At 61.9% G+C, this 21,082-nt stretch carries 24 protein-coding genes; 13 read left to right on the plus strand and 11 right to left on the minus strand.

Going from position 1 to position 21,082, the window contains the following annotated elements:
• Positions 1–106: 106 nt before the first annotated feature.
• The 6 genes from NPS56_RS26815 to NPS56_RS26840 are packed head-to-tail and all read left to right on the plus strand — an operon-like array spanning position 107 to position 6,167.
• The gene (locus NPS56_RS26815) at positions 107–3,025 is read left to right on the plus strand and encodes a monovalent cation/H+ antiporter subunit A (RefSeq protein WP_274077440.1); all 2,919 of its coding nucleotides are present in this window, start codon (positions 107–109) and stop codon (positions 3,023–3,025) included.
• Complete coding sequence (locus tag NPS56_RS26820; protein WP_007986256.1) at positions 3,025–3,369, plus strand: Na+/H+ antiporter subunit C; 345 nt, start codon at positions 3,025–3,027, stop codon at positions 3,367–3,369. Before NPS56_RS26815 ends, NPS56_RS26820 begins: the two co-directional genes overlap by 1 nt.
• A complete protein-coding gene (locus NPS56_RS26825) occupies positions 3,366–5,051 on the plus strand; it encodes a monovalent cation/H+ antiporter subunit D (protein ID WP_274077441.1) in 1,686 nt (561 codons plus the stop codon). The genes NPS56_RS26820 and NPS56_RS26825 overlap by 4 nt, the downstream gene beginning before the upstream one ends.
• Positions 5,048–5,536 carry a Na+/H+ antiporter subunit E gene (locus tag NPS56_RS26830; RefSeq protein ID WP_274077442.1) on the plus strand — a complete coding sequence of 163 codons (489 nt, stop codon included), beginning with the start codon at positions 5,048–5,050 and terminating at the stop codon, positions 5,534–5,536. The genes NPS56_RS26825 and NPS56_RS26830 overlap by 4 nt, the downstream gene beginning before the upstream one ends.
• Positions 5,533–5,811 carry a K+/H+ antiporter subunit F gene (locus NPS56_RS26835; protein WP_008063386.1) on the plus strand — a complete coding sequence of 93 codons (279 nt, stop codon included), beginning with the start codon at positions 5,533–5,535 and terminating at the stop codon, positions 5,809–5,811. Before NPS56_RS26830 ends, NPS56_RS26835 begins: the two co-directional genes overlap by 4 nt.
• Positions 5,808–6,167 (plus strand): Na+/H+ antiporter subunit G, encoded by a 360-nt coding sequence (locus NPS56_RS26840; RefSeq protein ID WP_274077443.1) that lies wholly within the window; start codon positions 5,808–5,810, stop codon positions 6,165–6,167. Before NPS56_RS26835 ends, NPS56_RS26840 begins: the two co-directional genes overlap by 4 nt.
• A gap of 186 nt (positions 6,168–6,353) precedes the next feature.
• On the opposite strand, the gene NPS56_RS26845 is transcribed toward NPS56_RS26840, so the two are convergent.
• The 4 genes from NPS56_RS26845 to NPS56_RS26860 form a co-directional block, all read right to left on the minus strand.
• Positions 6,354–6,791 carry a DUF3995 domain-containing protein gene (locus NPS56_RS26845; protein ID WP_274077444.1) on the minus strand — a complete coding sequence of 146 codons (438 nt, stop codon included), beginning with the start codon at positions 6,789–6,791 and terminating at the stop codon, positions 6,354–6,356.
• 103 nt (positions 6,792–6,894) lie between these two features.
• On the minus strand, positions 6,895–7,908 hold the full coding sequence (locus NPS56_RS26850) for an ABC transporter substrate-binding protein (RefSeq protein WP_274077445.1): 1,014 nt from the start codon (positions 7,906–7,908) through the stop codon (positions 6,895–6,897).
• Positions 7,909–8,026: 118 nt separating this feature from the next.
• Positions 8,027–8,230: a hypothetical protein gene (locus NPS56_RS26855; RefSeq protein WP_274077446.1), complete on the minus strand. Its 204-nt coding sequence runs from the start codon at positions 8,228–8,230 to the stop codon at positions 8,027–8,029.
• Positions 8,230–8,679 carry a hypothetical protein gene (locus NPS56_RS26860; protein WP_274077465.1) on the minus strand — a complete coding sequence of 150 codons (450 nt, stop codon included), beginning with the start codon at positions 8,677–8,679 and terminating at the stop codon, positions 8,230–8,232. Before NPS56_RS26860 ends, NPS56_RS26855 begins: the two co-directional genes overlap by 1 nt.
• Before the next feature lie 430 nt (positions 8,680–9,109).
• Here NPS56_RS26860 and NPS56_RS26865 point away from each other — a divergent pair, with 430 nt between their 5' ends.
• The 3 genes from NPS56_RS26865 (at position 9,110) to NPS56_RS26875 (ending at position 10,113) form a co-directional block, all read left to right on the plus strand.
• Entirely contained in the window at positions 9,110–9,349 is a 240-nt protein-coding gene (locus NPS56_RS26865; RefSeq protein WP_274077466.1) for a hypothetical protein, read from the plus strand.
• Between the two features lie 154 nt (positions 9,350–9,503).
• Entirely contained in the window at positions 9,504–9,734 is a 231-nt protein-coding gene (locus NPS56_RS26870; protein WP_274077447.1) for a hypothetical protein, read from the plus strand.
• Positions 9,735–9,873: 139 nt separating this feature from the next.
• On the plus strand, positions 9,874–10,113 hold the full coding sequence (locus NPS56_RS26875) for a DUF2789 domain-containing protein (protein WP_274077448.1): 240 nt from the start codon (positions 9,874–9,876) through the stop codon (positions 10,111–10,113).
• A gap of 2 nt (positions 10,114–10,115) precedes the next feature.
• Here NPS56_RS26875 and NPS56_RS26880 read toward each other — a convergent pair whose 3' ends face one another.
• The 3 genes from NPS56_RS26880 to NPS56_RS26890 form a co-directional block, all read right to left on the minus strand.
• A complete protein-coding gene (locus NPS56_RS26880) occupies positions 10,116–10,325 on the minus strand; it encodes a hypothetical protein (RefSeq protein ID WP_274077449.1) in 210 nt (69 codons plus the stop codon).
• 120 nt (positions 10,326–10,445) lie between these two features.
• Positions 10,446–12,119, minus strand: a complete 1,674-nt coding sequence (locus tag NPS56_RS26885; RefSeq protein WP_425313650.1) for a methyl-accepting chemotaxis protein — start codon at positions 12,117–12,119, stop codon at positions 10,446–10,448.
• A 181-nt stretch (positions 12,120–12,300) separates the two neighbouring features.
• Positions 12,301–12,705: a TraR/DksA family transcriptional regulator gene (locus NPS56_RS26890; protein ID WP_007935965.1), complete on the minus strand. Its 405-nt coding sequence runs from the start codon at positions 12,703–12,705 to the stop codon at positions 12,301–12,303.
• A 362-nt stretch (positions 12,706–13,067) separates the two neighbouring features.
• Here NPS56_RS26890 and NPS56_RS26895 point away from each other — a divergent pair, with 362 nt between their 5' ends.
• Complete coding sequence (locus tag NPS56_RS26895; protein ID WP_274077451.1) at positions 13,068–13,682, plus strand: glutathione S-transferase; 615 nt, start codon at positions 13,068–13,070, stop codon at positions 13,680–13,682.
• A gap of 273 nt (positions 13,683–13,955) precedes the next feature.
• Here the strand turns inward: NPS56_RS26895 and NPS56_RS26900 are convergent, their stop codons facing one another.
• On the minus strand, positions 13,956–14,885 hold the full coding sequence (locus NPS56_RS26900; protein ID WP_274077452.1) for a hypothetical protein: 930 nt from the start codon (positions 14,883–14,885) through the stop codon (positions 13,956–13,958).
• A gap of 319 nt (positions 14,886–15,204) precedes the next feature.
• Here NPS56_RS26900 and NPS56_RS26905 point away from each other — a divergent pair, with 319 nt between their 5' ends.
• Together NPS56_RS26905 and NPS56_RS26910 are read left to right on the plus strand one after the other, a co-directional pair.
• Positions 15,205–15,888 (plus strand): response regulator transcription factor, encoded by a 684-nt coding sequence (locus tag NPS56_RS26905; protein ID WP_020796732.1) that lies wholly within the window; start codon positions 15,205–15,207, stop codon positions 15,886–15,888.
• Complete coding sequence (locus tag NPS56_RS26910; RefSeq protein WP_274077453.1) at positions 15,866–17,260, plus strand: sensor histidine kinase; 1,395 nt, start codon at positions 15,866–15,868, stop codon at positions 17,258–17,260. Before NPS56_RS26905 ends, NPS56_RS26910 begins: the two co-directional genes overlap by 23 nt.
• Before the next feature lie 137 nt (positions 17,261–17,397).
• Here NPS56_RS26910 and NPS56_RS26915 read toward each other — a convergent pair whose 3' ends face one another.
• From NPS56_RS26915 to NPS56_RS26925, 3 genes are read right to left on the minus strand one after another with little or no spacing between them, the layout of a single operon-like run.
• Positions 17,398–17,808 carry an SRPBCC family protein gene (locus NPS56_RS26915; protein WP_274077454.1) on the minus strand — a complete coding sequence of 137 codons (411 nt, stop codon included), beginning with the start codon at positions 17,806–17,808 and terminating at the stop codon, positions 17,398–17,400.
• 26 nt (positions 17,809–17,834) lie between these two features.
• Complete coding sequence (locus tag NPS56_RS26920; protein ID WP_274077455.1) at positions 17,835–18,632, minus strand: SDR family NAD(P)-dependent oxidoreductase; 798 nt, start codon at positions 18,630–18,632, stop codon at positions 17,835–17,837.
• Positions 18,633–18,634: 2 nt separating this feature from the next.
• Positions 18,635–19,651 (minus strand): aldo/keto reductase, encoded by a 1,017-nt coding sequence (locus tag NPS56_RS26925; RefSeq protein ID WP_274077456.1) that lies wholly within the window; start codon positions 19,649–19,651, stop codon positions 18,635–18,637.
• A gap of 117 nt (positions 19,652–19,768) precedes the next feature.
• On the opposite strand from NPS56_RS26925, the gene NPS56_RS26930 reads away from it, so the two are divergent.
• A complete protein-coding gene (locus NPS56_RS26930) occupies positions 19,769–20,668 on the plus strand; it encodes a LysR substrate-binding domain-containing protein (RefSeq protein ID WP_274077457.1) in 900 nt (299 codons plus the stop codon).
• The last annotated feature ends 414 nt before the right edge of the window (positions 20,669–21,082 follow it).

Here is a 21,082-nt window from a genome sequence, read left to right on the forward strand (position 1 = left end):
ACAAGACTTTTCCGTCTACCTTGTAGGATTCTGCGACAGCTTGGCGTTTGGCGATCCGGGAGCTGGCACGTATGATGCTTCATAAACTTCCGCAGATTAGAAGCCTATGTCCCTGATAGTTCTACTGCTTCTGCCTTTTTTAGGCAGCTGTCTGGCAGCGGTGCTGCCACACAACGCGCGTAATACCGAATCACTTCTGGCGGGCCTGGTTGCCTTGATCGGCACTGTCCAGGTTGCCCTGCTGTACCCGCAAATCGCCCATGGCGGCGTGATCCGCGAAGAATTCTTCTGGCTGCCGAGCCTGGGCCTGAACTTCGTCCTGCGCATGGACGGCTTCGCCTGGCTGTTCTCGATGCTGGTGCTGGGCATCGGCACGCTGGTGTCGCTGTACGCCCGCTACTACATGTCGCCGGACGATCCGGTGCCGCGGTTCTTCGCGTTTTTCCTGGCGTTCATGGGCGCCATGCTCGGGCTGGTGATCTCCGGCAATTTGATCCAGATCGTGTTTTTCTGGGAACTGACCAGCCTTTTCTCGTTCCTGTTGATCGGCTACTGGCACCACCGCGCCGACGCCCGACGCGGCGCCTACATGGCGCTGATGGTCACCGGCGCGGGTGGCCTGTGCCTGCTGGCGGGGGTCATGCTGCTTGGCCATGTGGTCGGCAGCTATGACCTGGACAAGGTCCTGGCCGCCGGCGACATGATTCGCGCACATGCCCTCTACCCCATCCTGCTACCCCTGATCCTGATCGGCGCACTGAGCAAAAGTGCGCAATTCCCCTTCCACTTCTGGCTGCCCCACGCCATGGCCGCGCCGACACCGGTATCGGCCTATCTGCACTCGGCGACCATGGTCAAGGCCGGGGTGTTCCTGCTGGCCCGGCTGTGGCCGTCGCTGTCCGGCAGCGAAGAATGGTTCTACATCGTCAGCGGCGCCGGCGCCTGCACCCTGTTGCTCGGCGCCTATTGCGCGATGTTCCAGAACGACCTCAAGGGCCTGCTGGCCTACTCGACCATCAGCCACCTGGGCCTGATCACCCTGCTGCTGGGCCTCAACAGCCCGCTGGCCGCCGTGGCCGCGGTGTTCCACATCCTCAACCATGCCACCTTCAAGGCCTCGCTGTTCATGGCCGCCGGGATCATCGACCACGAAAGCGGCACCCGTGATATCCGCAGGCTCAGTGGCCTGTTCAAACTGATTCCGTTCACCGCGACCCTGGCCATGGTCGCCAGCGCCTCGATGGCCGGGGTACCGCTGCTCAACGGCTTCCTGTCCAAGGAGATGTTCTTCGCCGAGACCGTGTTCATCAACGCCACGGCCTGGATCGAAGCCACCCTGCCGATCGTTGCGACCATCGCCGGGACCTTCAGCGTCGCCTACTCCCTGCGCTTTACCGTGGACGTGTTCTTCGGCCCGACCGCCACCGACCTGCCCCACACGCCCCACGAGCCGCCGCGCTGGATGCGTGCGCCGGTCGAGCTGCTGGTGTTCACCTGCCTGGTGGTGGGGATCTTCCCGGCGCAAGTGGTCGGCCCGTTGCTCGCTGCCGCTGCGCAGCCGGTGGTGGGCGGCACCCTGCCGGAGTACAGCCTGGCGATCTGGCACGGCCTGAACGCGCCGATGATCATGAGCCTGGTCGCCATGTCCGGCGGCATTCTCTTGTACCTGCTGCTGCGCAATCAGCTCAAGCGCGGACGTTTCCGTTACCCACCGCTGATTGGCCGGTTCAACGGCAAGCGTCTGTTCGAACACCTGCTGGTGATCAAGATGCGCCTGGCCCGGCGTCTTGAGCGACGGATCAGCACCCGGCGCCTGCAAACCCAATTGTTCCTGATGGTGCTCGCCGCCGTGCTGGCCGGGTTGATCCCGATGCTGCACAGCAGCCTGCATTGGGGTGATCGGCCGAAGATTCCGGGCTCGATCGTGTTCGTCATCCTCTGGCTACTGGCGATTGCCTGTGCCCTCGGTGCCGCGTACCAGGCCAAGTATCACCGCCTGGCCGCCCTGACCATGGTCAGCGTCTGCGGCCTGATGACCTGCGTGACCTTCGTCTGGTTCTCGGCCCCGGACCTGGCATTGACGCAACTGGTGGTCGAAGTGGTGACCACGGTGCTGATCCTGCTGGGCCTGCGCTGGCTGCCACGGCGAATCGAAGAGGTCTCGCCACTGCCGAGCAGCCTGCGCAAGGCGCGCATCCGCCGTATTCGCGACCTGCTGCTGTCGGCCGTGGTCGGCGGCGGCATGGCGTTGCTGGCCTATGCGATGTTGACCCGGCAGACGCCAAACGACATCTCCTCCTTCTACCTGAGCCGCGCCCTGCCCGAGGGCGGCGGCAGCAACGTGGTCAATGTGATGCTCGTGGACTTCCGCGGCTTCGACACCCTGGGTGAAATCACCGTGCTGGTGGCGGTGGCCCTGACCGTGTTCGCCCTGCTGCGACGTTTCCGCCCGCCGAAAGAAAGCATGCAGCTGCCAGCCCAACAGCGCTTGCTCGCGCCCGACGTGGTCACCGACCTGGTCAACCCGCGCCACGCCAGCGACACCGCGCTCGGTTTCATGATGGTCCCGGCGGTGCTGGTGCGCCTGCTGCTGCCGGTTGCGCTGGTGATCTCGTTCTACCTGTTCATGCGCGGCCACAACCAACCGGGCGGCGGTTTTGTCGCGGGCCTGGTGATGTCCGTGGCGTTCATCCTGCAATACATGGTCGCCGGCACCCAGTGGGTCGAAGCGCAAATGAGCCTGCGACCGCTGCGCTGGATGAGCGTCGGGCTGCTGTTCGCCACCGTCACCGGCCTCGGCGCGATGGTCGTCGGCTATCCGTTCCTGACCACCCACACCTGGCACTTCGAGCTGCCGTTGCTGGGTGACATCCACATCGCCAGCGCCCTGTTCTTCGACGTTGGCGTGTACGCCGTGGTGGTCGGTTCGACGCTGTTGATCCTCACCGCCCTCGCCCACCAATCGGTACGGGGCCACAAGACCGCGGCCCAGCCAAAACCCGCCGTCATGAAGGAGGCTGTCTGATGGAAGAAGTCATCGCCATCGCCATCGGCGTCCTGGCCGCTTCCGGCGTCTGGCTGATCCTGCGTCCACGGACGTTCCAGGTGGTCATGGGCCTGTGCCTGCTGTCGTATGGCGTCAACCTGTTCATCTTCAGCATGGGCAGCCTGTTCATCGGCAAGGAGCCGATCATCAAGGACGGCGTGCCGCAGGACCTGCTGCACTACACCGACCCGCTGCCGCAAGCGCTGGTGCTGACCGCGATCGTCATCAGTTTCGCCATGACCGCGCTGTTCCTGGTGGTCTTGCTGGCCTCCCGGGGCCTGACCGGCACCGACCATGTGGATGGCCGGGAGCCTAAGGAATGAATCCGTTGTCGCACCTGATCGTCGCGCCCATCCTCCTGCCGCTGCTGACCGCCGCGATCATGCTGATGCTCGGCGAGAAACACCGCCCGCTCAAGGCGAAAATCAATCTGTTCTCCAGCCTGCTCGGGCTCGGTATTTCCGTCGTGCTGCTGCAATGGACGCAAAGCACCGACATCGCCGGCTCCATCGGCGTGTACCTGCCCGGCAACTGGCAAGTGCCGTTCGGCCTGGTGCTGGTGGTCGATCGCCTGTCGGCGCTGATGCTGGTGCTGACCGGCATCATCGGCGTCTGCGCCTTGCTGTTCGCCATGGCGCGCTGGGACAGTGCCGGTTCGAGCTTCCACGCGCTGTTCCAGATCCAGTTGATGGGCCTGTACGGCGCCTTCCTCACGGCGGACCTGTTCAACCTGTTCGTGTTTTTCGAAGTGCTGCTGGCCGCGTCCTACGGCCTGATGCTGCATGGCTCGGGGCGGGCGCGGGTATCGTCGGGGTTGCACTACATCTCGATCAACCTGCTGGCCTCGACCCTGTTCCTGATCGGCGCGGCGCTGATCTACGGCGTCACCGGCACCCTGAACATGGCCGACCTGGCGCTGAAGATCCCGCTGGTGCCGGAGGCCGATCGCGGCCTGCTGCACGCGGGCGCGGGCATCCTGGCGGTGGCGTTCCTGGCCAAGGCCGGGATGTGGCCGCTGAATTTCTGGCTGGTGCCGGCGTACTCCTCGGCCAGCGCGCCGGTGGCAGCTATGTTCGCGATCATGACCAAGGTCGGCATCTACACCTTGCTGCGCCTGTGGACCCTGCTGTTTTCCGGCCAGGCCGGCGCCTCGGCCTACTTCGGTGGCGACTGGCTGATCTACGGCGGCATGGCCACCATCGTCTGCGCGGCACTGGCGATCCTCGCGGCGCAACGCCTGGAACGCATGGCCAGCCTGAGCATCCTGGTGTCGGCGGGGATCCTGCTGTCGGCCATCGGCTTCGCCCAGCCCAACCTGATCGGTGCGGCCCTGTTCTATGTGGTCAGCTCGACCCTGGCGCTGAGCGCGCTGTTCCTGCTGGCGGAGTTGATCGAACGTTCGCGCTCGGCCAACGAAATCCCCCTGGAGGATGAAAACGAAATGCTGCCACGGCCGCTGGAGTCGTTGCATCCGGTCAAGGGCATCAACCTCGACGACGACCAGAAAGCCGTGGTCGGCCAGGTGATTCCCTGGACCATGGCGTTCCTCGGCCTGAGCTTCATCGCCTGCGCCCTGTTGATCATCGGCATGCCGCCGCTTTCCGGGTTCATCGGCAAGCTCAGCCTGCTCAGCGCCCTGCTCAACCCGATGGGCCTGGGCAACGGCAGCGACGCGCCGGTCTCGAATGCCGCCTGGGGCTTGCTGGCGCTGCTGATTCTCTCGGGACTGGCGTCGCTGATCGCCTTTTCCCGTGTGGGCATCCAGCGTTTCTGGACCCCGGCAGAACGCCCCTCGCCTGTGCTGCGGCGCCTGGAATGCTTACCGATTTTCGCCCTGCTGTGCCTGAGCATCCTGCTGACGTTCAAGGCAGAACCGCTGTTGCGCTACACACAAGCGGCGGCCAATGCCCTGAACAACCCGCAGCAGTATGTGATGGCCGTGCTCGGCACCCGTGCGGTGCCAAGCCCTGAGGCCAAGGCGGCGTTGCTGGAGGTGCAACCATGAAGCGCCTGTTGCCTGCGCCGTGGCTATCGCTGGCCCTGTGGCTGTTGTGGTTGCTGCTGAACCTGTCGCTGAGCCCCGGCAACTTGCTGTTGGGTGCCCTGCTGGGGTTTTGCGCGCCGTTGATGATGCGCAAGCTGCGCCCGCTGCCGATCCGTATCCGCCGGCCCGGGGTGATCCTGCGCCTGTTCCTGCTGGTCGGTCGCGATGTGCTGGTGTCCAACCTGGCGGTCGCCGTTGGCGTGCTCACTGCTGGCCGCCGACCACCGCGTTCGGCGTTCATCAAGGTACCGTTGGACCTGCGCGACGCCAACGGCCTGGCCGCGCTGTCGATGATCTGCACGGTGGTGCCCGGCACCGTCTGGTCGGAACTGGCGCTGGACCGCAGCATCCTGCTGCTGCACGTCTTCGACCTGGATGACGAAGCGCTGTTCATCCAGCACTTCAAGGCGACCTACGAGCGCCCCCTGATGGAGATCTTCGAATGAGCAGCTTGCTGTCGAACGCGATCCTGCTGAGCCTGTTCCTGTTTTGCGTGGCAATGATCCTGACCCTGATCCGCCTGTTCAAGGGACCGTCGGCCCAGGACCGGGTCCTGGCCCTGGACTACCTGTACATCGTGGCGATGCTGATGATGCTGACGCTGGGCATTCGTTATGCCAGTGACACTTACTTCGAGGCCGCGTTGCTGATCGCGCTGTTCGGCTTCGTCGGCTCGTTCGCCCTGGCCAAATTCCTCCTGCGTGGCGAGGTGATCGAATGAATGCGCATTTGTCCCTGTGGGTCGAAATACCCGTGGCCATCCTGCTGGTGCTCGGCAGCCTGTTTGCCCTGGTGGGCGCCATCGGCCTGGTGCGGATGAAGGATTACTTCCAACGCATGCACCCACCGGCCCTGGCCTCGACCCTGGGCGCCTGGTGTGTGGCCCTGGCCTCGATCATCTTCTTTTCGGCGCTCAAGTCAGGCCCCGTCCTGCACGCCTGGCTGATTCCGATCCTGCTGGCGATTACTGTGCCGGTGACCACATTGCTGTTGGCCCGGGCGGCGTTGTTTCGCAAGCGCATGGCTGGGGATGATGTGCCGGCGGAGGTGTCGAGTCGGCGTACGGAAAGTGGGTGACCGCGTGCACCTCCTGTAGGAGCGAGCTTGCTCGCGAAAAACCCGAAAGCACCGCGGGGTGTCAGGCTTCCCGCGTCATCGTTGACCTCCATCGCTCGGTCAACAAACAATAGGTCGTCTGTCAGGACGCTATCGCCGGCAGGCCGGCTCCCACAGTAGATCGGGCATGGCCGCGAGAAATGGGTTTCAGACCCACGCCACCGCCAACAACCCCGCCCCCAACACCACACACAACGGCGAGTAGACCCAGGTATCCAGCCGCGCAAATCGCGACCCCTTGACCTCCTTGAAAAACCCCACCAGCTCCGAATCACCAATGGCCCGGGCGAACAGCAACAGCGCAATGACGCTGATCACCCACTGCAACCCTCGGTGATCAACCTGCGGCAGCCACCAGCCAACCCGCAGGCACACCAACAGGGCAATGATCAGCAACGCCGCCGCCACCAGCATCGTCATCCAGCCACGGGGCTGGAAGGCCGGCTGCAACCGCGTACCGCCCTCCACCGGCACCTGCGGCACCGCCGCCACGGCGGCCCATTCACCGCCAAACGCCCAATACAGGTGTACCAGAGCGATCACCGCAATTACCGTCGCCAGCCATTGAGCCAACACGAAGGTCATGGTCTGCAATCCTTGAAAGGGATTTGAACAGACTCATCCTAGTCGGCTTTTTTGGCCCTGCACGCACTCACACCCGCGACCCGACCAACGAGGCAGCCAGCGCCTACAGAGCGGCAGAAACCTTGTCCGCCACCTCTTGCGGCAACCACGCCTTCCAGACCTCCGGATGCGCCTTCATGAACGCTTCGGCGGCCTGGCGCGGTGGCGTGTGCTTTTCACTCATCTCGGCCAAAGCCCGGTTCAACGGGTCAATGGGGAAATCGACCTTGGCGAAGAACTCGGCAATTTCCGGGTGCTGCTTCTGGAACGGCGTGGACACGCCGATGGACAGCTTCGAGGGCAGCGAGCGGGTCGGTTGCGGATTCGGGTTGTCGGCGTCGGTCAGGGTTTTCCAGGCCTGCGCATCGAAAGGCGGTTCCTCCAGCTGGATCAACTTGAAGCGACCGAGCAGCGGCGTGGGCGACCAGTAATAGAACAGCACTGGTTTGCCCCGGCGAATCGACGAGCTGATCTCCGCATCGAGCGCCGCCCCCGAGCCGCTGCGGAAGTTCACATAGCTGTCCTCGAGCCCATAGGCCTTGAGCTTCTGCTTGTTGACCACTTCCGAGGTCCAGCCGATGGGGCTGTTGAGGAAGCGGCCCTTGCTCGGTGCTTCAGGGTCCTTGAACACGTCCTTGTACTTGGGCAAGTCCGTGACACTGCGCAAGTCCGGCGCCATCGCCTTGATGCCCTTGGCCGGATCGCCCTTGATCACGTACTCCGGCACCCACCAGCCCTCGGTGGCACCCTTGACCGTGTCGCCCAGGCTCGCGACCTTGCCTTCGGCCTCCGCCTTGACCCAGACCGTGCTGCGTCCGGCCCACTCTTCGCCAATGACCTGGATGTCATTGTTGGCCAGTGCGGTTTCCAGGGTAATGGTGGTGCCCGGCAAGGTGTCGGTCGGCAGTCCATAGCCCTTCTCGACGATGATCCGCAGGATATCGGTGATCAGGCTGCCGCTTTCCCAGTTGAGGTCGGCAAAGTGGATCGGTGCGCTGGCAGCCAGCACCGGAACGGGTGACGCCAACAATCCGAACGTGGCCACGACAGCGGCCAGCAACCGGCGAATGCCTTTCATGCTTGTGCACCTCGTGCTGTTCACAGCAATAGCAGGATGGCCTGGCAGAAGACCGCGAAGCCTCTGAATACTCAGTCAACTGACTGTAGTAGAGGTTCCTGCTTTCGAGGGACGGGGATCAGTTATCGGATATTTCCTGCAGGCGGGCCAGCTCTCTCCTGACCATGCTGGCGTACGCCGCGGGTTGCAACGCGTAGATCTGCGAAGCCACCCAGTTCAGCCAGGCACCCTGCAGGACGGCCTTGTGCTCGAACAGGCGCAGGGCCTCGGCTTGCGCGCTGGCCTGGTGCTGCTGGTGGAAATCGGCGCGGGGCAGGCTCACTACTCACTGGCCTTGAACGTCACCAGTTCACCCTTGCGCCATTTCGCGGCCTTGGCGGTCACGGCCTTGAGGGTCTTGGTCAGGCCTTCCTGCAACTGCTGGTGGGCGGCGAATACCGTCACCACGCTATGGCCTTCCTTGAACAGGATGGCATGGCCATCGGCGGTGGTCACGAAGGCGTAGTCGCCCAGGCCGTAGACCGTCAGCTTGATGTCGCGGAACTTGATTTCCAGCTTGCCGCCTTCGCGGCTGGGCAACACCGACGCGCTGAAATGATCGCCGACCTTGAGCTTGAGCCCCGGTTTATCGTCCACCACCAGCGCGGCTTCGGTGTCGATTTCGGCAACATAAATGCCTTCGGCGCTCTGTTCGGTAAGGTAGACGAAACGTGACTGAAACTGTTTAACCAGCTTTGCGCGCAAATCGCCCAGCACGAACAAAGCATGCATATCGAGATTACTTACTGCCAAGGAAACATCCCCACATCTGAAAATGACGCCGCACGCGAAAAAAGCGCGCAGCCAAAAAAGCGGCAATGCCGAGGTGAAGCCAGATAACCCGGGTTGAGATCCTGGGATGAGCAGAGTGCTGATCCCTCTCGAGGCTTGAGCAGATTACTGGATGCCGTTCACATCGTCTCGCCCGGCGTTCGACAAAGGCTGAAGGAAAAAGCCCTCGGAACGGCCAGAAAAATACGGACTATCAACTTTAGGGAAAAAACTCTTATAAAAAAGCACTTTTCTGACATATCGCCAGGCGAAAATTGCTTTAGATAACCCTTGTCCACCCACCAGTAAGGCTGATTCTAGAGCAGCGATGCTCACCGAGACTACCCATAACGACGAACATTACGTCGGCAAACCACGAAAAGGACTTCATATGTGCACACTGACACACTTTGCCCATCCCCAGGCATCTTACTCCAACACCCCATCTTCCCTGCACCCCGCGGTGTTTCTTGCCAGCGAAGCCGATGCTGCGCCGCCACGATTCCAGGTGGTCCTGGCGGGCAACGCTTTCTTCCATATCAAGGAAACTTCCACGGGACACGTAAGAGGTTTCCGCGGCGACCATAACCAGGCCTGCGCCCTCGCCCGCGCACTTGAGTCACGTATGTGACACATTCGTCCCGTTTTCCCTTGAAGCTTTCGTCAGGCCGGCGACTTTACTCAGCCGCCGGCCTGCAACTGCTGCCATACTGCCCGACCAATCAAACGCGCCTGCCGGTGGCGGGCGCGTCAAACAACAATATTTTTCATGGGAAGGCTGCAACGTGACGGAATTTGATATCGGCGAGTTTTTCATCAGGGGCGAAGCCAGGGAAATCGACGGCGAATTCCAGGCCGTGATCGTGATGCGCGCCAAACCGCCGCTGAAAACCGTGACCTATCATCAGGTCGAGAAAGATCGCTGGTTCAAATCCTCCGACATCGCCGCCCTCGCCGCCCAGCAATCGGCCAGGGAACTCAAGGACGCCGTCGATGCGGGCGCCTTGAAAAGCTGACGGGCGAATTTGCGGTCTATGCTCACTGCTGCGTTTGAACATCGTTTTCGAACTTACTGAAGCCCGCCTCCCTCAGATGTAACGCAGGCGCGCTTCATATCTTTCACTCGACACGACCGATGACCGCAAGGAGATCAAGATGGAATCACCGACCCACGACCTGAAAGGCCTGTTCGACCAGCTCGGCCTGGACTCCAGCCAGCGAGCCATTGACGATTTCATTGCCGACCATTCCCCCCTGCCCGACGACAAAAAACTCATCGACGCCGATTTCTGGACCCCGCAACAGGCAGGCTTCCTCAAAGAACAATTGCGTGAAGACGCCGACTGGGCGCGGGTGGTCGACGACCTGAACCTGCGCATGCATCAGGTTCACTAGCCTCAGGCACAGTGCCGGCTGCCTGCCGTTTCGGCGCGCAATTGCGCCAACCAGGCAGCCTTGCACTCTTCGGCTTCATAACGACTGGAATAGGCAGTGCCACGGCGTTCGCCATTGAGCAGCACCACCCAGCAGATGCTTTGGCCCAAAGCCCGTAGACTGGCGGGTACTCCGCTGCCGATCATGACCGCGACATCAACTTTATTGTGCATGCTGCGCCTCCAATTCCGTTAGCTACCTAACTAATAGAGGTATGGTAACGACTTCACAGGCACGCAAACAATATCGACTTTGTATAGCTTCGTTACCAAAATTGTAACAATAGCCTTCCATCATCGAGGGTTTTCCGGTTTGTAGCCCAGGCGCAAACCACCCCAATGGCGGCCCTTGAGCATGATCGGCACCGACAGGTCGTGCATCAATTCGCCGGTGTCGCGGGTGTAGGTCTGCAACAGCACCGCCTGCTGATGACTGCCACAGCGGATCCCCGTGCGGTCGGCGAATTTGCGTTTGCTGCGGTTCTGCAGGGTATCGCGCTGTACGTCGCCGGTCAGTGGCTGGCTGAACGCCTTGTTATGCGTCGGCACATAGCCCTGCTGGGTGCAGGCGATGGCGAACACAAGGCCTTCGTGGCGTGGCAGCAGTGGCTCCTGGATCCCTGGCAAGACCTGATCGGTGTAGCGATCAAAACGCGTCCGGTATTTGGTCGGGTGGGTATCGGGGATCGCCTGGTAATGGCGGTCGAACAGGTCTTCGAGGCTGATCTGCCCCGCCTCGATGTCGGCCTCGAAACGCGCGGCGATCTGGCTCGCGCCTTCCCGGGCCAGGTCGTAGATCCGCTGGTGGTAGTCATCCAGGCCGACTTCGGCGAGGCGCTCGCTGATGGTCTCGGCCTGGCCTTCCATCTGCACCGCTGCCAGGGCCAGGCGCTGGGTCTGTTGGTCGCTGATGGCCAGGTCGCTGCGCATCTGCTCGATGGCGTGAAACAGGCTATCGAGTTGTTCGCGGTTGGTTTCCGCACCGCGGGCGATCTCACCGACCTGGCTTTCGACGCTGGCAGCCAGGCGGGCGATATTTTCCAGGTGCTGGCCAGTCTGTTCGACCTGCTGGACCCCGGTGTCGAGGTCGCCCGACAACTGGCGGATCTGCTCGACCACTTGCGCGGTGCGTTGCTGGATATCGGCCACCATCTCCCCGACTTCGCCGGTGGCCGTGGCAGTGCGCGCGGCAAGCCCGCGGACCTCATCGGCCACCACCGCAAAGCCTCGCCCGTGTTCTCCAGCCCGCGCCGCTTCAATCGCCGCGTTCAAGGCCAGCAGGTTGGTCTGGCTGGCGATGGACTGGATCACCAGCGTGACCCGCTGGATCTCATCGCTGCGCAGGCTCAGGGCCTCAATCAGTTCACGGCTGTTGCTGGCCCGCTGGCTGAGCTGGTGCATGCGGGCGATGGACTCGATCAATTCGGTGCGCCCTGCCACGCCGCTCTGATGTGCTTCGCTCGCGGCACTGAGCGCCTGGCGACTGAGGGTGGAGGTGGCCTGCTCGGTGGCGATCATGACTTCGGCATTGCCGACGATTTGCGCCGCCGCGCCCAGTTGCGATTGCAACTTGTCCGCCAGTTGCTTGACCGAAAAGGCCACGCCAGCGGCTGACAGGGCGTTATGACTGGTGGTGTAGGAAAGTTCGCGGGTCAGCGCCGAAAGCGCGCTGGAGGTATTGGCAGGTACCGCTTCGGGCGATGCGCGAGTACGCAGGCGCGGCAGCCAGATGATCAGCACCGCCACAGGCAGGCCCAGGTAGAGCGACCAGCCGCCCAGGGTCATGCCACACAGCAACAGCACCAGGGCGATGCTTTGCAGAGTCGGCGTCAGCCAGCGGTTTTTCGGCAAAAGCACCGGTGCAGGCAATGCCGCATCCCGAGATCCGTCTCTCGTCATATTTGTCACCCCGCAAAATATTCTAGTTGTTGTCTTCGCATTAAACGCCGGCACAAGGCCATTATCCATGAGCCTTTAGTCGGGGACGTTGCAGCAGATCAATAGAAGTCAGCGGGGATTTGTGTAGACGTCAAAAAGCAAAGATCGCAGCCTGCGGCAGCTCCTACAGGGGTTCGCTTAAACCTGTAGGAGTTGCCGAAGGCTGCGATCTTTTCAAGCAGCCCACCTTTAATGGGCTACTTCACGGGAATCAGGCCTGACGCTGGTGCTTGTCGATCTGCTCGTGACGTTCTTGAGCTTCGATGCAGTACTTGGTGGTCGGGCTGATCAGCAGGCGCTTGAGGCCGATCGGCTCGCCGCTGTCATCGCACCAGCCGAAGCTGTCTTCCTTGATACGTTCCAGGGCTTGTTCCAACTGGGGCAGCATGCGCTGATCACGATCGATCGCGTTCACCAGCCAGGTGCGCTCTTCTTCGACGGAAGCGGCGTCAGCCGGGTCGGCCGGGGTGTCCAGGCTTTCGATGGCGATGCGGTTCTGTTCGATGCGCTCGTGGGTTTCGACTTTCATGTTCTGCAACAGCTCGGAGAAAAAAGCATGTTGCTCGGCATTCATGTAGTCATCCGCCGGCATGGCCAGCAACTTGTCCTTTGTCATTGATATCTCTATAAAAAACGTGCATTAAGGCGAATTAGGGAGCGTTGCGGCGGACCATCGAAGGTCATCGCAAAGGCGCCGTTTATACCAAGCGCCACCCGGCACTCAATTTAAGAGGGGCGGCAGTCTAAGGCCGACTTGAGGCCTCAGCAACTGAAAAGACAGCGAATTTGTCCGACAAGGCCTCGAAAATGCTCTATGACAGGCATCCAGGCGGATATCGGAGTGCGTTTATAGCAAGAAATTCAATCATGCACAGGGATATGCATGACAAACCGCTGAGCTGCATGCCCCACTGTGCGGGTCGATCGGGCTCAGCTAAGGTTGTGGCTCGGCAAATGGCTATCTCAAGGAGCGGTTATATGAAGCTGATCGGCATGCTGGACTCACCTTACGTGCGACGCGTCGCCATTTCGGCCAAGCGCCTGGGCATCGACCTGGAGCAGCAATCGGTGTCGGTGTTCAGGACCTTCGAGCAGTTCAAGCAGATCAACCCGGTGGTCAAGGCGCCTACCCTGGTGCTCGACGATGGCGAGGTGTTGATGGATTCGACGCTGATCATCGATTACCTGGAAGCCCTGGCCGGGCCTGGCCGCAGCCTGATGCCCCAGGGTATCGAGCAACGCCTGCGTGCATTGCGCCTGATTGGCCTGGCACTCGCAGCCAGCGAAAAGTCGGTGCAGCTTTATTATGAGCGCAACCTGCGCCCGGCAGAGATCCAGTTCCAACCCTGGGTCGAACGCGTCGTGGGGCAACTGGCGGCGTCTTATTCGGCGCTGGAACGGGAGTTGGAAAAGCAGGCGCTGCCGAGTGACGGCTTGATTGGTCAGGATGGCATTACCCTCGCCGTGGCGTGGAGTTTTACCAATCTGGTAGTGCCGGATCAGGTTGATGCCGCGCAGTTTCCGCTGATTGCTGCGTTTACCGCTTATGCCGAGGGGCTTGAGGCGTTTGTTGCTACGCCGATTGATGGATGAATTTATAGCGCCTGATAAGGCCTCTTCGCGAGCAAGCCCGCTCCCACAGGGGAATGCGGTCCACACTGTGGGAGCGGGCTTGCTCGCGAAGAGGCAATTACAGCCAACATCAATGTAACTGCCGAAAATAAAAACGCCGCTCCTGCGCAAGGCAGGAGCGGCAGAGGCACAAGCCTCAAGAGATCAGTGCATGAACAGAGCGATCAGGATGATGATCGGGATAGGTACGCCGAGAAAGAACAACAATAATGAACGCATGATGATTCTCCAGGGTTAACGAATCGGTGCGGGGCTGACGTAGGTGTCGGTTTCCACATACACCACGGCATCCCGACGACGGCCACCAAAGGTCGCGGCAAGGCTGGCGAAGAACGCCCCGGCCAACAGCGCGACGAACATCCACAAGGTGGTCCAGGCAGCGACTTTGGCGGCAGTGTCAGCAGCCTGTTGCGCAGCCAGCTTGGCGTCGGCCACGGCTTTTTGCGTACGGGCATAGACTTCGTCCACACGACGCTCCGCGTCCGCTTGCGTCAGGTTGGTCCGCTGCGCCACCAGTTGAGCCAGGTAAGTGCGGTCTTCAGGGGACAACTGGCCATCGCTCAGGGAACGCACGAAAATGCGCGTCACAGTGCCGCGGGCGGCGTCATCGCTGACGGCAGCCGGACGGTCATCGCGAAACAGGCTGTCGATGTAGTAGCCGTACTGATCGCTGTCGGTATTGGCTGCCGCGGTGCCTGCCGCCTGGGTCACGGCGTTGGCGGCGCCACCGGCGACCTGCGCCCCGGCTTGCACCCCGCCACTGACGATGCTGCTGACCGAGCCGGCCACCAGTGTCGCCGTCACCAGCGTCGCCACGCACCAGGCGAGAAAGCCGTGGGCGGTGTCGCGAAAGTAGACTTCATCGCCATGCATGTAAGCCCACTTCACCCGCAGCCGGCCTGCGATGTAGCCACCGGCCCCGGACGCAACGATTTGCGTGACGGCCAGCCAGACAATCGTCGAAATGCCCAGCCCCTTGGCGCTCATGCCTTCATTGGCCCACGGCGAAACCGCCGAGAACCCCAGGCCGAAACCGAGCAGTACCAGGATCAGCGACAACGCCGCGGCAGCCGCGGCCCCGGCGAATATCGCACCCCAGGACACGCCGGACACTGTGCTCGACTCATCCGTGGCGGGATAGAAACCCTCAGAGGATCTATTCATTGTTGTATCGCTCCAGGCAGAAAGATGGTGTTACAAGTCTCGAAAGAGCAATTGCAGTCACCGTGCCAGTCGCGTTTTTTTAATAAATCGTTGTCCGTCATATAGTTACAAAGTTTGAACTTCCACGGGCCATGCAATATGCAACGTAGGGGTCTGTTCAGCGGGTTTTATGCATTGATTTGAAAGATCAAAAGATCGCAGCCTTCGGCAGCTCCTTGGGGTGGATAGTGCTTCAAATGAACTTTTATTTAGTAAGCCTGCGATCATTTCTTGGCAAAATGGCGCACAAACGTTGTGAACACCTAATCAGGCCAGCCTTATGACCCGCATCTTGACCATCGAAGACGACGCCGTGACCGCCCGGGAAATTGTCGCCGAACTGAGCAGCCACGGCCTTGACGTAGATTGGGTCGACAACGGTCGAGAGGGCCTGGAGCGTGCGGTCAGCGGCAATTACGACCTGATCACCCTCGACCGCATGCTGCCCGAGCTCGACGGCCTGGCGATCGTCACCACGTTGCGCACCATGGGCGTGGCCACGCCGATCCTGATGATCAGCGCCCTCTCCGACGTCGACGAGCGCGTGCGTGGCTTGCGTGCCGGGGGCGACGATTACCTGACCAAGCCCTTCGCCACCGATGAAATGGCCGCCCGGGTCGAAGTCCTCCTGCGCCGCCAGAACACCGTGACCGCGCAAGCCACCACGTTGCGGGTGGCGGACCTGGAACTGAACCTGATCAGCCATGAAGCCAGCCGCGACGGTCAGTTGCTGACGCTGTTGCCCACCGAGTACAAGCTGCTGGAATTCCTCATGCGCAACACCGGGCAGATCCTTTCGCGGATGATGATCTTCGAAGAGGTCTGGGGTTATCACTTCGACCCCGGCACCAACCTGATCGACGTGCACATCGGCCGCCTGCGCAAAAAGATCGACCCACCTGGCAATGTCCCACTGATTCGAACCGTGCGAGGCTCGGGTTATGTCATTGCCGAACCCGTCTAAAGGCTGGCGCTCCTCCAGCAGTCGCTTGCTGGCGCTGTACAGTGCGCTGTTCGTGGTGTGGAGCGGGATCCTCATGGGGGTCATGTACTACGAGGTGTCCGCTTACCTGGACAACCTGGCCAAGCATTCGCTGATGCAACGCCAGCACCTGTTCTCGCGTTTCCAGGGCGAACAACTGGTGGACGCCCTCGCCGTCAGCATGACCTTCGACATCCGCGGCATCGACGCCTATGGCCTGTTCGACCGCCAGCATCGCTACCTCAGCGGTGCGCTGAACCATATCCCGCGCGGCTTGCCCCTCGATGGCAAGATCCACATGCTCAGCGACTGCGCCGACTCCGACGACCCGACGCTGCCCAACGACAGCTGCGACGCCGTGGCGACCCAGACCCGCGATGGTCTCTGGCTGGTGCTGGTGCGTGACAATGGCTCGCTGTTCGCCGTGACGCGGATCATTTTGCACGCGCTGTTCTGGGGGGTGACCCTGACCATCCTGCCGGGCATCGTCGGCTGGCACCTGTTGCGCCGCCGCCCGCTACGGCGGATTCGCGCGATTCAGGGCAGCGCCGAGGCGATAGTCAACGGTGACCTGACCCGACGCTTGCCGCTGTCCAATCGCCGCGACGAACTGGACATGCTCGCCGCCATCGTCAACGCCATGCTCGAACGCATCGAGCGCCTGATGCACGAGGTCAAGGGCGTGTGCGACAACATTGCCCACGACCTGCGTACTCCCCTGACCCGCCTGCGCGCGCAGCTCTATCGCATGCAACAACAGGCCGGCGAAGGCTCGGCGCAAGCGGCGCAACTGGACCTGGTGCTGGGCGAGGCGGATACGCTGATGGCGCGCTTTCGCGGCTTGCTGCGAATCTCCGAACTGGAGGATCGCCAGCGCCGTTCCGGCTTCGTGCAGCTCGACCCGGTGCCGTTGCTGCAGGAACTGCATGACTTCTACCTGCCCCTGGCGGAAGACGACGGCCTGAAATTTGAACTGCAGTTGCCGCAGTGGTTGCCACCGCTCAATGGCGACCGCGCCTTGCTGTTCGAGGCGGTGGCCAATCTGTTGAGCAACTCGATCAAGTTCACCCCGCCCGGTGGCCAGGTGATTTTGCGTGGGCTCAATGAAAACGGGCATACCCGCATCGAAGTGCTCGACTCCGGCCCGGGTATCCCGGAGGAAGAACGGGTGGCGGTGTTCCAGCGCTTTTATCGCGCCGAGGCGGGCAACCAGAAAAGCGGGTTTGGCCTGGGATTGTCGATCGTTGCGGCGATTGTCAGCCTGCACGGGTTTACGCTGGAAGTGGGTAACAGCGAGCTGGGTGGGGCGCGGTTGGTGCTTGATTGCCGGCAGAGTCTGATTGCTACGACCTGACCCAAATCTCCCTGATAACCACGATCAAATGTGGGAGCGGGCTTGCTCGCGAAGAGGGAGTGTCAGACACCATTGATGTTGTTTGACACTCCGCCTTCGCGAGCAAGCCCGCTCCCACAAGGGGATATGTGGTGTTGTCAGGTTGGGTAGTTGGCTCGCAGGGCCTCGAGGCCGCCCTGATAGATCCCGGCAAACAACGCCACCACTTCCTCATTGCTCACACCCACCGGCTCGAACCGGCCGGACCAGGTCACCCGGGCCCCGTCGCCCTGAGCTTCGACCTTGATCGTCGCCAGGTACTCCGTCGCCGGAAACGGCGCCTGCTCGATCGAGTAACTGTAGGTTTTGCCTTCGTTGTCGAACGCTTGCAGACGCTCGATCAACACCGCCCCATCCGCCGTCTGCAGGCTACGCACCCGCCCGCCTTCGCTGAGCTCACTCTTGGGAATGAACGGCAGCCAGTCCGGCAGCGAGTTGAAGCCGCCGATCAATTGCCAGACCTGATCGGCCGAGGCCGGGATGTCGATGGTTGCTGATGCAGTTGCCATGTAAAGCTCTCTCTCAATGAATAAGGTCAGATGGCCATGCTGTCGACGACGCCGCCGTCGACTCGAAGCGCCGCGCCCGTGGTGGCCGAGGATAGCGGAGAAGCAATGTACGCCACCAGGTTCGCCACTTCCTCGACATTCGCCACGCGCTGGATGATCGACGTCGGCCGCGCCTTGCGCACAAAGTCGTCGGCTTCTTCCTGGACACTGCGACCGGACGCGGCAATCGCATCCTTGAGCATCAGCTCCACGCCATCGGTCAAGGTCGGGCCCGGCAGGATCGCATTGACCGTCACGCCGGTGCCCGCCAGCCGCTTGGCCAGGCCGTGGGACACCGCCAGGTTGGCGCTTTTGGTCACGCCATAGTTGAGCATGTCCGCGGGAATCGCGATGCCGGATTCCGAAGACAGGAAAATCACCCGCCCCCAGCCCTGCTTGACCATGTCCGGCACGTAATGCCGGGACAGGCGCACACCGGAGATCACGTTGACCTCATAGAAGCGCGTCCACTCGCTGTCGGGCGTGTCGAAGAAATCCACCGCGTTGTAGATCCCCAGGTTGTTCACCAGGATGTCTGCCTTTGGTTCGGCGGCGAACAGTTGTTCCGCGCCTTCAGCGGTACCGAGGTCGGCCGTCAGCCCGCGCAGTTGCGCATCGGGCACCTGCTGGCGAATGCTCGCCAGCGCCTGCTCGACCTTGGCCGCCTCGCGGCCGATCACCACCACCGTGGCACCGGATTCGGCCAGTGCCTTGCTGATACCCAGGCCAATGCCGGCGGTGCTGCCGCTGACAATCGCCAGTTTTCCACTCAGATCGATTTTCATGCTCAAGCTCCAATGATCGGCAAGGGTGCGCGCTCGGACACCAGCTTCGCTTCACGCATCGCTTGCCAGAAAGCGGCGGGAATCACCGTCGACAAGGCGGCCACATCTTCAGCAATCCGCTGCGGGCGACTGGCGCCTGGAATCACCGCGGCCACGGCCGGGTTGGCCAACGAGAACTGCAACGCCGCCGCCTTGATGTCGACACCATGGGCCGCCGCGATGCGCTTGATCTGCTCGACCTTGCTGACGATCGCCGGGCTGGCCTTCTGGTATTCAAAGTGCTCGCCACCGGCCAGGATGCCCGAGCTGTAGGGGCCGCCGACCACGATCTCGACATTCTGCGCCAGCGCCGCGTCCATCAAACGCTGCAACGCCCGGTCATGGTCGAGAAGAGTGTAGCGACCCGCCAGCAGAAAACCGTCCGGCTGCGCTTCGCTCAGATCAAGGGTCAATTCGCACGGCTCGACCTTGTTCACCCCCAGGCCCCAGCCCTTGATCACGCCTTCTTCGCGCAAGCGGGTCAGCACCTTGAAGGCACCGGTGCGGGCCTGGTTGAAGTACTCCAGCCACTGATCGCCGTAGAAGTCCTGGGCGATGTCATGCACCCAGACGATGTCCAGGCGATCGGTTTGCAGGCGCTTGAGGCTGTCTTCGATCGAACGCAGCGTCGCATCGGCGCTGTAGTCGTTGACGATCTTGTTCGGGCGACCGTGTTCGAACACCCCGCTTTTCTCACCCAGGTCGCGTGCCGCGGCGTCTTCGACTTCATCGAGGATCACCCGGCCGACCTTGCTGCTGAGCACATAGTCGTCGCGGTTGTAGCGGGACAACGCCTCGCCCAGGCGAATTTCCGAAAGACCGGAACCGTAGAACGGCGCGGTATCGAAATAACGCACGCCGGCCTCCCAGGCGGCGTGGACGGTGGCTTGCGCTTCTTCCTCGGGAATGGCGCGGAACATGTTGCCCAATGGCGCGGTGCCGAAACCCAGGGTGCCGGGCAGTTTGTCTTTCAAGCTCATACGTGAATCCTCTTGGTGTCAGTGGTCAGTTCAAATGACCGATGAGCCAATCCTAGATTGCCATCTTCGGACCGTCCAAGACATAATGTGCAGCACTTGAGTCCCAAGAGGTCTGACATGATCGACATTCGCCAATTGCGCTACTTCGTCGCCGTCGCCGAGGAAGAACACGTCGGTCGCGCCGCCGAACGCCTGCACATTTCCCAATCGCCCCTGAGCCGGCAGATCGCCCAGCTCGAAGAGCGCCTGGGCCTGACCCTGTTCGAGCGCAGCCAGCAACGCATTCGCCTGACCCGCGACGGCCAGACCTTCCTCGCCGAAACCCGTGCCCTGCTCACCCACGCAAACCGCCTGGAATCCCTGGGTAAACGCCTGGGCCGCGGCGAAGAAGGCGGCCTGTGCATCGGCTACATCGAAAACGCCATGCACGCCGGCGTCCTGCCCAATGCCTTGCGCGTGCTGCGGGTCGATCGGCCGAACGTGCACGTCGCGCTGTACAACCAGAGTTCCGCCGAACAACTCGAAGGCCTGCGTCAGCGTAGTCTGGATATCGCCCTGGTCAGCGAACCGCCGACAGACGACGACCCCGACCTGCTGGGCTTCCAGGTGCTGGACGATCCGATGCTGCTGGCCCTGCCCGAGGACCATCCGCTGGCGCAGCAGGCCGTGCTGACCCCGGACGATCTCGCCCACCAGGAATGGATCGGCGTGCAGCACCACCAGAATGTCAGCAGCCGCGAAAACTTCGTCAGCGCCTGCATCCGCGCCGGCTTCACCCCGGATATCCGCATGGAAGCCACCGGCCCCTTCACCGCCATGGCGCTGGTGGCCTCGGGACTGGGCATCGCGATGATTCAGAAAGGCTTGAGCCGCAACGCACCGCCGGGCGTGGTGCTGCGGGAAGTGCCGTGGATTGCCCTCACCAGGCCGCTGTGGGCGGCGTGGCACCGGATCAATCTGCGGCCCTTGGTGGAGACGTTCAGGAAGGTGCTGACGGATTCAGAATCCAGCACATGACAAAATGTGGGAGCGGGCTTGCTCGCGAAGGCGGCCTGTCAGCCGAAGTAAATGTTGAATGTGCCGAGCAGGCTCCCACATTGAATCTGCGGTGCACACCAATGCTTCGCATGACATCGATCAACTGTGGGAGCCAGCCTGCTGGCGATGGCGGCATCTGTTTAACGCGCGTGTTTAACGGCTGTCAGCGTCACTTGATGAAAGCTACAACACCTTGCGTCGTTGCCTACGCGTACGCCAGAATCCGCCGGCTTGTGCGCCTCGGGGCCGGGCTCTATCGTTTGTCGGTCACTGAAAACACAGCGATCGGGTGAACTGGCGGTGAACCGGGCATTGGACCAGCTCGATCCACCTTGAGTCTGTGCCGCGCCGACTCCTGTGGGAGCGGGCTTGCTCGCGAATGCGGTGTGTCAG

Origin of the sequence: Pseudomonas putida (assembly GCF_028682635.1) — a bacterium.
In the GTDB taxonomy this organism is placed as follows: Bacteria; Pseudomonadota; Gammaproteobacteria; order Pseudomonadales; family Pseudomonadaceae; genus Aquipseudomonas; species Aquipseudomonas putida_AE.

Bases quoted from the DNA above. Each gene is read 5' to 3' on its own strand.
- NPS56_RS26815 (WP_274077440.1), top strand. From the start codon at position 107: ATGTCCCTGATAGTTCTACTGCTTCTGCCTTTTTTAGGCAGCTGTCTG.
- NPS56_RS26820 (WP_007986256.1), top strand. From the start codon at position 3,025: ATGGAAGAAGTCATCGCCATCGCCATCGGCGTCCTGGCCGCTTCCGGC.
- NPS56_RS26825 (WP_274077441.1), top strand. From the start codon at position 3,366: ATGAATCCGTTGTCGCACCTGATCGTCGCGCCCATCCTCCTGCCGCTG.
- NPS56_RS26830 (WP_274077442.1), top strand. From the start codon at position 5,048: ATGAAGCGCCTGTTGCCTGCGCCGTGGCTATCGCTGGCCCTGTGGCTG.
- NPS56_RS26835 (WP_008063386.1), top strand. From the start codon at position 5,533: ATGAGCAGCTTGCTGTCGAACGCGATCCTGCTGAGCCTGTTCCTGTTT.
- NPS56_RS26840 (WP_274077443.1), top strand. From the start codon at position 5,808: ATGAATGCGCATTTGTCCCTGTGGGTCGAAATACCCGTGGCCATCCTG.
- NPS56_RS26845 (WP_274077444.1), bottom strand. From the start codon at position 6,791: ATGACCTTCGTGTTGGCTCAATGGCTGGCGACGGTAATTGCGGTGATC.
- NPS56_RS26850 (WP_274077445.1), bottom strand. From the start codon at position 7,908: ATGAAAGGCATTCGCCGGTTGCTGGCCGCTGTCGTGGCCACGTTCGGA.
- NPS56_RS26860 (WP_274077465.1), bottom strand. From the start codon at position 8,679: ATGCATGCTTTGTTCGTGCTGGGCGATTTGCGCGCAAAGCTGGTTAAA.
- NPS56_RS26865 (WP_274077466.1), top strand. From the start codon at position 9,110: ATGTGCACACTGACACACTTTGCCCATCCCCAGGCATCTTACTCCAAC.
- NPS56_RS26875 (WP_274077448.1), top strand. From the start codon at position 9,874: ATGGAATCACCGACCCACGACCTGAAAGGCCTGTTCGACCAGCTCGGC.
- NPS56_RS26880 (WP_274077449.1), bottom strand. From the start codon at position 10,325: ATGCACAATAAAGTTGATGTCGCGGTCATGATCGGCAGCGGAGTACCC.
- NPS56_RS26885 (WP_425313650.1), bottom strand. From the start codon at position 12,119: ATGGATAATGGCCTTGTGCCGGCGTTTAATGCGAAGACAACAACTAGA.
- NPS56_RS26890 (WP_007935965.1), bottom strand. From the start codon at position 12,705: ATGACAAAGGACAAGTTGCTGGCCATGCCGGCGGATGACTACATGAAT.
- NPS56_RS26895 (WP_274077451.1), top strand. From the start codon at position 13,068: ATGAAGCTGATCGGCATGCTGGACTCACCTTACGTGCGACGCGTCGCC.
- NPS56_RS26900 (WP_274077452.1), bottom strand. From the start codon at position 14,885: ATGAATAGATCCTCTGAGGGTTTCTATCCCGCCACGGATGAGTCGAGC.
- NPS56_RS26905 (WP_020796732.1), top strand. From the start codon at position 15,205: ATGACCCGCATCTTGACCATCGAAGACGACGCCGTGACCGCCCGGGAA.
- NPS56_RS26910 (WP_274077453.1), top strand. From the start codon at position 15,866: ATGTCATTGCCGAACCCGTCTAAAGGCTGGCGCTCCTCCAGCAGTCGC.
- NPS56_RS26915 (WP_274077454.1), bottom strand. From the start codon at position 17,808: ATGGCAACTGCATCAGCAACCATCGACATCCCGGCCTCGGCCGATCAG.
- NPS56_RS26920 (WP_274077455.1), bottom strand. From the start codon at position 18,632: ATGAAAATCGATCTGAGTGGAAAACTGGCGATTGTCAGCGGCAGCACC.
- NPS56_RS26925 (WP_274077456.1), bottom strand. From the start codon at position 19,651: ATGAGCTTGAAAGACAAACTGCCCGGCACCCTGGGTTTCGGCACCGCG.
- NPS56_RS26930 (WP_274077457.1), top strand. From the start codon at position 19,769: ATGATCGACATTCGCCAATTGCGCTACTTCGTCGCCGTCGCCGAGGAA.